Source organism: Streptomyces sp. NPDC016562 (assembly GCF_043076955.1).
Taxonomy (GTDB): domain Bacteria; phylum Actinomycetota; class Actinomycetes; order Streptomycetales; family Streptomycetaceae; genus Streptomyces.
Window position 1 is genome coordinate 1 of sequence record NZ_JBIBRZ010000001.1, and the last position, 12,423, is coordinate 12,423.

Annotated in this window: 12 protein-coding genes; 3 read left to right on the forward strand and 9 right to left on the reverse strand. The window is 69.5% G+C overall.

From position 1 onward, the window contains the following. Window positions 1-238: hypothetical protein (locus ACF059_RS00005; protein ID WP_392049457.1), on the forward strand; the 238-nt coding region annotated here is incomplete at its 5' end. Window positions 239-473: 235 nt separating this feature from the next. Here ACF059_RS00005 and ACF059_RS00010 read toward each other — a convergent pair. The 3 genes from ACF059_RS00010 to thyX form a co-directional block, all read right to left on the reverse strand. Then, complete coding sequence (locus ACF059_RS00010; protein ID WP_392049460.1) at window positions 474-2,159, reverse strand: ribonuclease J; 1,686 nt, start codon at window positions 2,157-2,159, stop codon at window positions 474-476. Between the two features lie 122 nt (window positions 2,160-2,281). Then, window positions 2,282-3,181 carry a 4-hydroxy-tetrahydrodipicolinate synthase gene (dapA, locus tag ACF059_RS00015; RefSeq protein WP_360901820.1) on the reverse strand — a complete coding sequence of 300 codons (900 nt, stop codon included), beginning with the start codon at window positions 3,179-3,181 and terminating at the stop codon, window positions 2,282-2,284. 201 nt (window positions 3,182-3,382) lie between these two features. Next, entirely contained in the window at window positions 3,383-4,123 is a 741-nt protein-coding gene (thyX, locus tag ACF059_RS00020; protein ID WP_361948650.1) for an FAD-dependent thymidylate synthase, read from the reverse strand. Window positions 4,124-4,331: 208 nt separating this feature from the next. Here thyX and ACF059_RS00025 point away from each other — a divergent pair, with 208 nt between their 5' ends. After that, window positions 4,332-4,571 (forward strand): hypothetical protein, encoded by a 240-nt coding sequence (locus tag ACF059_RS00025; protein WP_361948653.1) that lies wholly within the window; start codon window positions 4,332-4,334, stop codon window positions 4,569-4,571. 48 nt (window positions 4,572-4,619) lie between these two features. Then, complete coding sequence (locus ACF059_RS00030; protein ID WP_392049463.1) at window positions 4,620-5,180, forward strand: hypothetical protein; 561 nt, start codon at window positions 4,620-4,622, stop codon at window positions 5,178-5,180. Window positions 5,181-5,218: 38 nt separating this feature from the next. Here ACF059_RS00030 and ACF059_RS00035 read toward each other — a convergent pair whose 3' ends face one another. The 6 genes from ACF059_RS00035 to eccD all read right to left on the reverse strand — a co-directional run bounded on the left by ACF059_RS00035 (window position 5,219) and on the right by eccD (window position 12,350). Then, the gene (locus ACF059_RS00035) at window positions 5,219-5,671 is read right to left on the reverse strand and encodes a hypothetical protein (protein WP_366864821.1); all 453 of its coding nucleotides are present in this window, start codon (window positions 5,669-5,671) and stop codon (window positions 5,219-5,221) included. A 16-nt stretch (window positions 5,672-5,687) separates the two neighbouring features. Continuing rightward, on the reverse strand, window positions 5,688-6,440 hold the full coding sequence (gene dapB, locus ACF059_RS00040; RefSeq protein ID WP_392049467.1) for a 4-hydroxy-tetrahydrodipicolinate reductase: 753 nt from the start codon (window positions 6,438-6,440) through the stop codon (window positions 5,688-5,690). A gap of 26 nt (window positions 6,441-6,466) precedes the next feature. Beyond that, a complete protein-coding gene (locus tag ACF059_RS00045; RefSeq protein ID WP_392049470.1) occupies window positions 6,467-7,846 on the reverse strand; it encodes a M16 family metallopeptidase in 1,380 nt (459 codons plus the stop codon). After that, window positions 7,843-10,065, reverse strand: coding sequence for a polyribonucleotide nucleotidyltransferase (locus tag ACF059_RS00050; RefSeq protein WP_189973342.1), 2,223 nt, complete (start codon window positions 10,063-10,065; stop codon window positions 7,843-7,845). Before ACF059_RS00050 ends, ACF059_RS00045 begins: the two co-directional genes overlap by 4 nt. Window positions 10,066-10,372: 307 nt before the next feature. Then, on the reverse strand, window positions 10,373-10,660 hold the full coding sequence (gene rpsO, locus ACF059_RS00055; RefSeq protein ID WP_030011220.1) for a 30S ribosomal protein S15: 288 nt from the start codon (window positions 10,658-10,660) through the stop codon (window positions 10,373-10,375). 172 nt (window positions 10,661-10,832) lie between these two features. Continuing rightward, window positions 10,833-12,350: a type VII secretion integral membrane protein EccD gene (gene eccD / locus ACF059_RS00060; RefSeq protein ID WP_392049473.1), complete on the reverse strand. Its 1,518-nt coding sequence runs from the start codon at window positions 12,348-12,350 to the stop codon at window positions 10,833-10,835. Window positions 12,351-12,423: the final 73 nt, after the last annotated feature.

Sequence of the window (12,423 nt, forward strand, 5' to 3'; positions counted from 1 at the left end):
TCATCCACCGAAGTGGACGGGGTATCAACTTCTGGCGTTGATTTTTGGCACGCTGTTGAGTTCTCAAGGAACGGACGCTTCCTTTGTACTCACCCTCTCGGGCTTTCCTCCGGGCTTTCGTTCTGTTCTTGCGTTTCCGACTCTATCAGACTCTTTCGTGTCCGATTTCCTCGGTGCTTTCCAGGTTCCCGCTTTCGCGTTTCCCTTTCCGGCGATTCCGACTCTATCAGATTCTTAATCCGTGTCTTGCGACCGGAGCGGAATTCCGATGGCCTTCGGGGGGCCTTTCCCTTTCGGGTGGATCAGACTTTATCAGGTCTCCCTGAGTGCTTGATTCCCACCCGCCCGCATGACGCGTACGGACACACGTGTGTGCCCGGATGCCCTGCGAGGTGGAGACGTAAACGTACTGGAGCGGGGCCCCCGGACGCAAATCCGGTTGCCCCGCTCCCGTGCGGTCGCTACGGCGAGCGTCAGACCTCGACGACGACCGGGAGGATCATCGGACGGCGGCGGTAGCTGTCCGAGACCCACTTGCCCATCGTGCGGCGGATGAGCTGCTGGATCTGGTGCGGCTCGGCCACGCCGTCGGAGGCGGCGCGGGCGATCGCCTCCTCGATCTTCGCGATGACCGGGCCGAAGGCCGAGTCCTCGATGCCGGAGCCGCGGGCCTGGATGTTCGGGCCGCTGACGACCTTGCCGGTGCTGCTGTCGACCACGACGTAGACCGAGATGATTCCCTCGTCACCGAGGATCTTGCGGTCCTTGAGGTGGACTTCCGTGACGTCGCCGACCGAGAGGCCGTCCACGTACACGTAGCCGGCCTGGACCTTGCCGGAGATCCGCGCCTTGCCGTCGATCAGGTCGACGACCACGCCGTCCTCGGCGATGACGATGCGGTCCTTCGGGACACCCGTCAGGGCTCCGAGCTCGGCGTTGGCGCGCAGGTGGCGCCATTCGCCGTGGACCGGCATCAGGTTCCGCGGCTTGCAGATGTTGTAGAAGTACAGCAGCTCGCCGGCGGAGGCGTGGCCCGAGACGTGCACCTTGGCGTTGCCCTTGTGCACGACGTTGGCGCCCCAGCGGGTCAGGCCGTTGATCACGCGGTAGACCGCGTTCTCGTTGCCCGGGATGAGGGACGACGCCAGGATCACGGTGTCGCCGGGGACGATCCGGATCTGGTGGTCGCGGTTGGCCATGCGGGAGAGGGCCGCCATCGGCTCGCCCTGCGAACCCGTGCAGACCAGGACGACCTCGTGGGCCGGCAGGTCGTCGAGGGTCTTGACGTCCACGACGAGGCCGGCCGGGACCTTCAGGTATCCCAGGTCGCGCGCGATGCCCATGTTGCGGACCATCGAGCGGCCGACGAAGGCGACCCGGCGGCCGTACTCGTGTGCGGCGTCGAGGATCTGCTGGATGCGGTGCACGTGGCTGGCGAAGCTGGCCACGATGATCCGGTTGTGGGCGTTCGCGAAGACCGTGCGCAGGACGTTGGAGATCTCGCGCTCGGGCGGGACGAAGCCCGGGACCTCGGCGTTCGTCGAGTCGGAGAGGAGGAGGTCGATGCCCTCCTCGCTCAGACGCGCGAAGGCGTGCAGGTCGGTGAGGCGCTTGTCCAGCGGGAGCTGGTCCATCTTGAAGTCGCCGGTGGCGACGACCAGACCCGCGGGGGTGCGGATCGCGACCGCCAGGGCGTCCGGGATGGAGTGGTTGACCGCGATGAACTCGCAGTCGAACGGGCCGAGGCTCTCGCGCTCGCCTTCCTTCACCTCAAGGGTGTAAGGGCGGATGCGGTGCTCCTGGAGCTTCGCCTCGATGAGGGCCAGCGTCAGCTTGGAGCCGATCAGCGGGATGTCCGGCTTCTCCCGCAGGAGGTAGGGGACGGCGCCGATGTGGTCCTCGTGGCCGTGGGTCAGGACGATGCCGTCGATGTCGTCGAGGCGGTCCCGGATGGACGTGAAGTCCGGGAGGATCAGGTCGATGCCGGGCTGCTCCTCTTCGGGGAAGAGGACGCCGCAGTCGACGATCAGCAGACGGCCGTCGAACTCGAAGACGGTCATGTTGCGGCCGATCTCGCCGAGGCCACCCAGGGGGGTGACCCTGAGGCCGCCCTTGGGCAGCTTCGGCGGCGGACCGAGTTCCGGATGCGGATGGCTCAAAAGTGTCTCCTCACCACGCACGCCACGTACCCCTGAGGCACGCGGCGCGCATGTCATTCGTGCACTTGCTCTGTCTGTTTCGTATTTTTTTGATCTTGCTTATTCGGTTGTGAAGTCTGTTGTCAGAGCTGTACCCCGCCGGCGGCAAGATCGATCTTGAGCTGGGCCGTCTCTTCGGCGGTCAGCTCGATCATCGGGAGCCGCAGCGGGCCCGCGGGCAGGCCCTGCAGGTTCAGCGCGCCCTTGGTGGTCATGACGCCCTGGGTGCGGAACATGCCGGTGAAGACCGGGAGCAGCTTCTGGTGGATCTCGGCGGCCTTCTGGACGTCCCCGCCCAGGTGGGCCTCCAGCATGGCGCGCAGCTCCGGGGTGACGACGTGGCCGACCACGGAGACGAAGCCGACCGCGCCGACCGACAGGAGCGGGAGGTTCAGCATGTCGTCGCCCGAGTACCAGGCCAGTCCGCTCTTCGCGATGGCCCAGCTGGCGCGCCCGAGGTCGCCCTTGGCGTCCTTGTTGGCCACGATACGGGGGTGCTCGGCCAGCCGGACGAGGGTTTCCGTCTCGATCGGGACACCGCTGCGGCCGGGGATGTCGTAGAGCATGACCGGCAGCCCGGTGGCGTCGGCGATCGCCGTGAAGTGCCGGTAGAGGCCCTCCTGCGGCGGCTTGCTGTAGTACGGGGTCACGGCCAGCAGGCCGTGGGCCCCGGTGCGCTCGGCCTGGCGGGCCAGCTCCAGGGTGTGGCGGGTGTCGTTGGTGCCGATGCCGGCGACCACGTGGGCGCGGTCTCCGACGGCTTCGAGGACGGCTCGTACGAGGTCGTTTTTCTCCGCGTCGGTGGTGGTCGGCGACTCACCGGTGGTGCCGTTGATGATCAGGCCGTCGTTGCCTGCGTCCACCAGGTGGACGGCGAGCTGCTGCGCGCCGTCGAGGTCAAGTGCGCCATCCGCCGTAAACGGCGTGATCATGGCGGTGAGGACCCGCCCGAAGGGGGTCTGCGGAGTCGAGATCGGAGCCATGGGTAACACGCTACTCGCTGCCATGCTCGCGTTGTCCCCTCGGGGGACGTCAACAGGGTGTTGGACGCCGGCACTGCCTGCTCGGGGGTTCAAGCAGTGCCGGGTCCGTTTGATCAGCCTAGATGAACTTTCCGAAACGCCGCAATACGGACACTTGGGACTTAAGGCCGTACATCAGTGCGGCGCGGGCGGACCGGCCCTTTACGGGGCGACGCGGCCGTTGGCGTTGAAGGCCGCGTACGTGAGCGGCATGAGCTGCGCCCAGTGCTGCTCCATCTTCTCGCCGACCATCTCGATCTCCCGCTGCGGGAAGGAGGGGACGGCCGCGAGCTCGTGCTGCGTGCGCAGACCCAGGAAGTGCATGAGCGAGCGCGCGTTGCAGGTGGCGTACATCGAGGAGAAAAGACCGACCGGCAGGACCGAACGGGCGACCTCCCGGGCCACGCCCGCGGCGAGCATCTCCCGGTAGGCCTCGTAGGCCCGCACGTAGGAGTCCTCCATGACGCGGGCGGTCAGCTCCTGCTGCTCCACGGTGCCCTCGACGAAGACGTACTTGCCCGGGCGGCCCTCCTGGACCAGCTTGCGCTCCGCGTCGGGGACGTAGAAGACCGGCTCCAGCTCCCTGTAGCGGCCCGATTCCTCGTTGTACGACCAGCCCACGCGGTGGCGCATGAACTCGCGGAAGACGAAGATCGGGGCGCTGATGAAGAAGGTCATCGAGTTGTGCTCGAAGGGGCTGCCGTGGCGGTCGCGCATCAGGTAGTTGATGAGGCCCTTGGAGCGCTCCGGGTCCTTCTGCAGCTCCTCCAGGGACTGCTCGCCGGCCGTGGAGACGCGGGCGGCCCACAGCACGTCGGAGTCGGCGGCGGAGTGCTTCACCAGCTCCACCGTCACATCACTGCGGAAGCTGGGTTTCAGATCTGAAGCGGCGGTCTCGCTCACCGGGGTCCTTCCAAACGTGCGTTCCTGGGGCGCGCCCACTCTACGACGCCCCCCGGGGGTCCCCGCGCACGCGGACCCTCGCCGCGAGGGCCCGTGGAGCTGACGCACCGCCATGACATGTGCCCCATGTGCCGCGATCGGGCACCGATCGACCGGTTCGTACGTCTGACATGGAGAACGCATCGTCGATCCCGAGGAGGCCGCTCTGATGTTCCGCCGGCGCGAACCCGTCCCGTTCGCCTTCGTCGCCGAGGCCGACCGTTTCCGCAGCAACGTCACTCCACCGCCGCGCGAGAGTCTGGGCAGGACGCAGATGGCCGCCCGTACTCTGGTCGCACTGACCGTGGTCGCGGGGCTCGCCGGCTCACTGCTCTTCGGCATACCCGCGCTGCAGCCGAACAAGGCGCCGGAGAAGTCGCAGCGGTCGGCGGCGTCCGAGGGGCGGTAGCCTCACGGGCACAGCCCAACCGAACGTGCATGTGAGTGAGGTCCAGCCGTGCCCCTGCCCTTCCTGACGGCCGACGGCGTATCCGACGCGGATGACGACAGCGACGAGGTACTGGCCCATCCCGACCACGACCGTTGGCGGCGGCCCTACCGGCCGGGTCCCTGGCGCGTGGCCATCGCCGCGCTGCTGCTCCTGCTGTCCGCCTTCATGCTGCTCGCCACGATGATCGTCGCCTTCGCGGGCGGCTGGCGCGGGGCCGCCGTCTGTCTGGTCGCCGCACTCGCCGTGGTCGGGTCGGCGGTGCAGACCCTGCGGATGGGCGTCTGGGTGAGCCGTACGGGGATGCGCCGCGTGGGCTTCCTGTCGGCCCGCACGGTCGCGTGGAGCGAGATCGCCGAATTCCGCACGGTGCAGCAGCCCGTGCGCTGGCTCGGACTGCCGAGGACCGTGCAGGGGCAGGCGCTGACGGTGTCGGGTCGCGGCGGCACGGAGCTTCCGGTGCTCCTGACCGACCACAACGCCGATTTCCTGCTGCGCGCCGAGGCCTTCGACCGGGCCGCCGACACGCTGGCGGCCTGGGCCGACGCCTACCGGCCCGTACCCGCCTGACCCCGCGCACGCACACGCGCACCGGAAGCCCGTACAGGTCAGACCTGTACGGGCTTTCCGTCGTGCAGGGCGATCGCGCGCTGCATGGCCTTGCGCGCCCGCGGGGTGTCACGGGCGTCGTGGTAGGCGACGGCGAGCCGGAACCAGCTGCGCCAGTCCCCCGGCGCGTCCTCGGTCTCGGCCTTGCGGCGCGCGAAGACCTCGTCGGCCGAATCGCGCAGGATCCGGCCGTACGCGTCCCGCTCCAGCTCGTCGACGGGCAGCCCGCCCTCGGCCTCCAGCTCGGCCGCGAGGTGGTTGGCCCGGTTGACGAACCGGGTGTTCTGCCAGAGGAACCAGACGCCGATGACCGGCAGGATCAGCACGGCCAGCCCGAAGGTGACGGTGAGCCAGGTGCCGTGCTGGATCAGCATCAGCCCCCGGCTGCCGACCAGGACGAAGTAAACGACCAGGACGGCGGCCGTGAGGAAGTACGTGATCTTCGCGCGCATCGTGAAATCAGCCCAGTCAGCCCAGGTCGAGGAAGTGTTCCAGGCCGAAGGTGAGGCCCGGGTTCTGCGTCACGCGGCGCGCGCCGAGCAGGATGCCCGGCATGAAGCTGCTGTGGTGCAGGGAGTCGTGACGGATCGTCAGGGTCTCGCCCTCACTGCCGAGGAGCACCTCCTGGTGGGCCAGCAGGCCCCGCAGGCGGACCGCGTGCACCGGGACGCCGTCGACGTCGGCGCCGCGCGCGCCGTCGAGGGCGGTGGCGGTGGCGTCGGGCTGCGCGCCGAGGCCGGCCTCGGCGCGGGCGGCCGCGATGAGCTGCGCCGTGCGGGTCGCCGTACCGGAGGGCGCGTCGACCTTGTTCGGGTGGTGCAGCTCGACGACCTCGACGGACTCGAAGTAACGGGCGGCCTGCGCGGCGAACTTCATGGTGAGGACGGCGCCGATGGAGAAGTTCGGCGCGATGAGCACACCGGTCGCCGGGGATCCGGCGAGCCAGGTCTCCAGCTGGGCCAGGCGCTCCTCGGTCCAGCCGGTGGTGCCGACCACCGCGTGGATACCGTGCTGGACGAGGAAGTCCAGGTTCTCCATCACCGAGGCCGGGGTCGTCAGCTCGACGGCGACCTGCGCTCCGGCCTCGGCCAGCGTCTCCAGCTTGTCGCCGCGGCCGAGGGCGGCCACCAGCTCCATGTCCTCGGCGGCCTCGACCGCCTTGACGGCCTCGGAGCCGATGCGGCCCTGGGCTCCGAGCACTGCCACGCGCAGCTTGCTCATATTGCTTCCCTTACGTCCGTACGGAACTAGGCGACCGCTTCGTCGAGGCGGGCCGCCTGCTTCTCCTTCAGCGGCCCGATCACGGCGAGCGAGGGCCGCTGGGCCAGTACATCCTGTGCGACCGCGCGGACGTCGTCCGGGGTCACGGCGGCGATCCGGCCCAGCATCTCGTCGACCGACATCTGGTCGCCCCAGCACAGCTCGCTCTTGCCGATGCGGTTCATGATCGCGCCGGTGTCCTCCAGGCCGAGGACGGTGGAGCCGGACAGCTGGCCGATGGCCCGCTTGATCTCCTCGTCGGGCAGTCCCTCGGAGGCGACCTTGTCGAGCTCGTCGCGGCAGATCCGCAGCACGTCGTGGACCTGGTTGGGCCGGCAGCCCGCGTACACGCCGAAGAGCCCGGTGTCGGCGAAGCCCGAGGTGTACGAGTACACGCTGTAGGCGAGGCCGCGCTTCTCCCGGACCTCCTGGAAGAGGCGGGAGGACATGCCACCGCCCAGCGCGGTGTTGAGCACGCCCAGCGCCCAGCGGCGCTCGTCGGTGCGGGCGAGGCCCGGCATGCCGAGGACCACGTGGGCCTGTTCGGTCTTGCGGCTGACGAGGTCGACGCGGCCGGAGGTGCGGATCTTCTTGCTGCCGGTGCGCGGGCCGATCGGCTCGGCGTCGGTGCGGGTCAGCGAGCCGGCCTTCTCGAAGGCGGCGCGGACCTGGCGCACGACCTTGTTGTGGTCGACGTTGCCCGCGGCGGCCACGACGAGGTGCGTCGGGTCGTAGTGCTTCTTGTAGAAGCGGCGGATCCGGTCGGCGCCCAGCGCGTTGATCGTGTCGACGGTGCCGAGGACGGGGCGGCCCAGCGGGGTGTCCCCGTACATGGTCTGCGCGAACAGGTCGTGGACCATGTCGCCCGGGTCGTCCTCGGTCATCGCGATCTCTTCGAGGATGACTCCGCGCTCGGCGTCGACGTCCTCCTCGCGGATCAGCGAGCCGGTGAGCATGTCGCAGACCACGTCGATGGCCAGCGGCAGGTCGGTGTCGAGCACCCGGGCGTAGTAGCAGGTGTACTCCTTCGCCGTGAAGGCGTTCATCTCGCCGCCGACCGCGTCGATCGCGGAGGAGATGTCGAGGGCGCTGCGCTGCTGCGTGCCCTTGAAGAGGAGGTGCTCCAGGTAGTGCGTGGCGCCGTTGAGCGTGGGCGTCTCGTCACGGGAGCCGACGTGGGCCCAGATGCCGAAGGTGGCGGAGCGGACGGAGGGCAGCGTCTCGGTGACGATGCGCAGTCCGCCGGGCAGGACGGTGCGCCGGACGGTGCCGATGCCGTTGCTGCCCTTGAGGAGGGTTTGGGTACGGGCGACGGCCCGCCCCTCCGAAGAGGGGCGGGCCGTCACACGGGAACTACGCGACATCACTTGTCGGAGTCGTCCTTGTCAGCGTCGTCGCCGGCGGCTTCGCCGTCGATCACGGGGATCAGGGAGAGCTTGCCGCGCTGGTCGATCTCGGCGATCTCCACCTGGACCTTGGTGCCGACCGCGAGCACGTCCTCGACGTTCTCCACGCGCTTGCCACCGGCGAGCTTGCGGATCTGCGAGATGTGCAGCAGGCCGTCCTTGCCGGGCATCAGGGAGACGAAGGCACCGAAGGTGGTGGTCTTGACGACCGTACCCAGGTAGCGCTCGCCGACCTCCGGCATGGTCGGGTTGGCGATGGCGTTGATCGTGGCGCGGGCGGCCTCGGCGGCCGGGCCGTCGGAGGCACCGATGTAGATGGTGCCGTCGTCCTCGATCGTGATCTCGGCGCCGGTGTCCTCCTGGATCTGGTTGATCATCTTGCCCTTGGGGCCGATGACCTCACCGATCTTGTCCACCGGGATCTTGACGGTGATGATCCGGGGGGCGAACGGGGACATGGCGTCCGGCGTGTCGATCGCTTCCATCATCACGTCGAGGATGTGGAGGCGGGCGTCGCGGGCCTGCTTGAGGGCGGCGGCCAGCACGGAGGCCGGGATGCCGTCCAGCTTGGTGTCCAGCTGGAGCGCGGTGACGAACTCCTTGGTGCCGGCGACCTTGAAGTCCATGTCGCCGAAGGCGTCCTCCGCACCGAGGATGTCGGTGAGGGCGACGTAGTGCGTCTTGCCGTCGATCTCCTGGGAGATCAGACCCATGGCGATACCGGCGACGGGGGCCTTGAGGGGCACACCGGCGTTCAGCAGCGACATGGTGGAGGCGCAGACCGAGCCCATGGACGTCGAACCGTTGGAGCCGAGGGCCTCGGACACCTGACGGATCGCGTACGGGAACTCCTCGCGGGTCGGGAGGACCGGCACGATCGCGCGCTCGGCGAGCGCGCCGTGGCCGATCTCGCGGCGCTTCGGCGAACCGACGCGGCCGGTCTCACCGACGGAGTACGGCGGGAAGTTGTAGTTGTGCATGTAGCGCTTGCGGGTCACCGGGGAGAGGGTGTCCAGCTGCTGCTCCATGCGGAGCATGTTGAGGGTGGTGACGCCCAGGATCTGGGTCTCGCCACGCTCGAACAGCGCCGAGCCGTGCACGCGCGGGATGGCCTCGACCTCGGCGGCGAGGGTACGGATGTCCGTGAGCCCGCGGCCGTCGATGCGGACCTTGTCCTTGATGACGCGCTCGCGCACCAGGGCCTTGGTCAGGCTGCGGTAGGCGGCGGAGATCTCCTTCTCGCGGCCCTCGAAGGCCGGGAGGAGCTTCTCGGCGGCGATCTCCTTGACGCGGTCCAGCTCGGCCTCGCGGTCCTGCTTGCCCGCGATGGTCAGCGCCTGGGAGAGGTCACCCTTGACGGCGGCCGCGAGGGCCTCGTACACGTCGTCCTGGTAGTCCAGGAAGACCGGGAACTCGCCCTCGGGCTTCGCGGCCTTGGCGGCCAGGTCGGCCTGGGCCTTGCAGAGGACCTTGATGAACGGCTTCGCGGCGTCGAGGCCGGAGGCCACGATCTCCTCGGTCGGCGCCTGGGCGCCGCCCTTGACGAGGGCGATGGTCTTCTCGGTGGCCTCGGCCTCGACCATCATGATCGCGACGTCGCCGTCCTCCAGGACGCGGCCCGCGACGACCATGTCGAAGACGGCGTCCTCGAGCTCGGTGTGCGTCGGGAAGGCGACCCACTGGCCACGGATCAGCGCGACGCGGACGCCGCCGATCGGGCCGGAGAAGGGCAGACCGGCGAGCTGGGTGGACGCGGACGCGGCGTTGATCGCGACGACGTCGTACAGGTGGTCCGGGTTGAGCGCCATGATCGTGGCGACGACCTGGATCTCGTTGCGCAGGCCCTTCTTGAAGGACGGGCGCAGCGGGCGGTCGATCAGGCGGCAGGTGAGGATCGCGTCCTCGGAGGGGCGGCCCTCACGACGGAAGAAGGAGCCGGGGATCTTGCCGGCCGCGTACTGCCGCTCCTCGACGTCCACCGTCAGGGGGAAGAAGTCGAGCTGGTCCTTGGGCTTCTTCGACGCGGTGGTGGCGGACAGCACCATCGTGTCGTCGTCCAGGTAGGCAACGGCGGAGCCGGCGGCCTGGCGGGCCAGACGGCCCGTCTCGAAGCGGATGGTGCGGGTGCCGAAGGAACCGTTGTCAATGACGGCCTCGGCGTAGTGGGTCTCGTTCTCCACTAGCGTTTTCTCCATATTCGTCGTCTCCGTCCGCCGCCCGTGTGGCGGTGGACGGTTGCGGAGAAGCGCTCCTGGCGTGCGGGCCGGTCTTCGATCGAAGCATCCGGTTCGTTGCCCCCGCTTGGGGCATTCCGGGTGCCACTACCGAGGACCGGCGGCGTGGGAGGGCGCTCCTCCTCTTCAGTCGTGCGCGTCTTCCTCAGACGCGCACCTGCGTCCGTTCCAGACTACAAAGGGTCCGGTCCGGTCCGCACGTACAGCAAAGGGAGCGGCCCCCGGATGTGGGAACCGCTCCCTCCACAGCGCTTTACTTGGCGCCGGCCGCACCGCGGCGGATGCCGAGGCGCTCGACCAGCGTACGGAAGCGCTGGATGTCCTTCTTGGCCAGGTACTGCAGCAGGCGGCGACGCTGGCCGACCAGGATCAGCAGACCACGACGGGAGTGGTGGTCGTGCTTGTGCGTCTTGAGGTGCTCGGTCAGGTCCGAGATGCGGCGGGAGAGCATCGCGACCTGGACCTCGGGGGAGCCGGTGTCGCCCTCCTTGGCACCGAACTCGGTGATGATCTGCTTCTTCGTAGCGGCGTCGAGCGGCACGCGTACTCCTCGTTTTAGGTCTTCGTTGCCACCGAGTGCCCCAGGTCTGAGTCTCTGGGGAGCTTCCGTTACTCGGGAGGCGGGGTCCGCTGAGCGCAGCCTCCAGAGATCTCCGGGGGCGCGTACACAAACGGCCGTCACACAGCGTACCAGGCTGCCGGGACGCGACGTCTCAGCTGGTGAGAGCGCGGGCCCGGGAGTAAACGTCCAGCACGGCCAGGGTCAGGGGGACCAGGCTGAGCAGGACCGCCGCCTCGGTGAGGTCGAGCAGCCTTCCCCAGAAGGGTGACAGACCCTTGCGCGGGATGACAAGCGCAATTCCCGCGAGGAGGGCCGCGCCGGCGGCGACGGCGGCGGTCAGCCAGATCGTCCGCAGGTCCAGCCCGCTGCGGTCGTGCTCCAGGACCAGGGCCTCCAGCAGGGCGGTCGGCGGGTGCAGGGCCATGCCCAGGATCAGCAGCGCGACGGCGACGAGGCCGGCGGTCAGGGCGCACACGACCTGGGAGGTGTACCGGAAGAGGCGGGCGCGCAGCAGCATGGCGAGGCCCGTGGCCAGGGCCAGCAGTCGGCCCCAGGTGTTGTCGGAGAAGCCGAGGACGGCGGCGGACCCGATGGCGACGGCGGCGCAGCCGGCGACGAGGCCGAGCAGCATCTCGTGACCGCGGCGGGCCTGCGCGGCGATGGCCTCGGCGTCGAGCGGGGTGCCCTGCTCGGGCTGGTCGGAGCCGGGCTGCTCGCCGTACGACTCGATCTCGTAGCGGTCCGGTGCCCCGGCGTAGTCGACGTACTCCTCCGTGGCGCTCTGCGGGGCGGCGTACCCGATGGGCAGCCGGGCGAAGCGGGCGGAGAGGCCGGGGAGGAAGGCGACGAGGCCGATGGCGACGGGGGCGCAGGCGGCGGCGGTGTAGGTCGCGGAGGCCTCGGTGGCGATGGCCGCGAAGGTGGCGAGGGTGCCGGTGGCGGCGACGAAGGTGGCCGCGACGAAGGGGGCGTCGCCACTGGGCGTGAGCGCGACCAGGGCGACGGAGGCGACGAGGACGCAGACGCAGCCGAGCAGGAACTGGAGCCGGCCCGGTCCCTCGCCGACGGCCGGCGCGATGATCCCGGAGCCGGCGATCAGCAGGTGCGGCAGGGCGCCGAGGCCCAGGGCCACGGCGGAGAGCCGGTCGCGGTAGACCCGGGCGCGCACTCCGGCGACGGCGGTGAGCAGGACGCCCACCGCGCCGGCGATGACGCCGGGCAGGCCGTGCATGTCGTGGCGGACCGGGTCGGCGTACCAGAGGACGAAGCCCAGCATGACGAGCAGCACCGCGGCGCCGGCCAGGCCCGCGCCGCGCAGCATGTCGTCGCTCCAGCGGTGCCGGTCGCGCACGACGGCGGAGGCGACGGCGTCGGAGACGTCGTCGAACACGGCCGGCGGCAGGGACTCGGCGAAGGGGCGCAGGCTGAGCACCTCGCCGTCGAGGACCTGCTGGGCGGCGAGGGTGCGCGCGCCGTCCAGGACGGTGCCGGAGCGGCGTACGAGGTGGAAGCCGGTCGGGGCGCCCACGGGCTGGGTCTGGCCGGTGAGGCGCAGCAGCTCGGGGTAGACGTCGGCGACGGCGATGTCCTCGGGGAGGGCGACGTCGATCCGGCTGTCAGGTGCCACGACGGTGACCCTGCAGAAACCCGTCGTGCCGGCCGTACTCACCTGTGTGACCCCCCTGGTTGGTGCCCGCACCGGCGGACGATTCGCGGATGCGCATGCTGCGGCGCCACCCTAC

Excerpts from the sequence above, each read along its gene's own strand:
- ACF059_RS00035 (WP_366864821.1), bottom strand. The coding sequence starts at position 5,671 with ATGCGCGCGAAGATCACGTACTTCCTCACGGCCGCCGTCCTGGTCGTT.
- dapB (WP_392049467.1), bottom strand. The coding sequence starts at position 6,440 with ATGAGCAAGCTGCGCGTGGCAGTGCTCGGAGCCCAGGGCCGCATCGGC.
- ACF059_RS00025 (WP_361948653.1), top strand. The coding sequence starts at position 4,332 with ATGTTCCGCCGGCGCGAACCCGTCCCGTTCGCCTTCGTCGCCGAGGCC.
- dapA (WP_360901820.1), bottom strand. The coding sequence starts at position 3,181 with ATGGCTCCGATCTCGACTCCGCAGACCCCCTTCGGGCGGGTCCTCACC.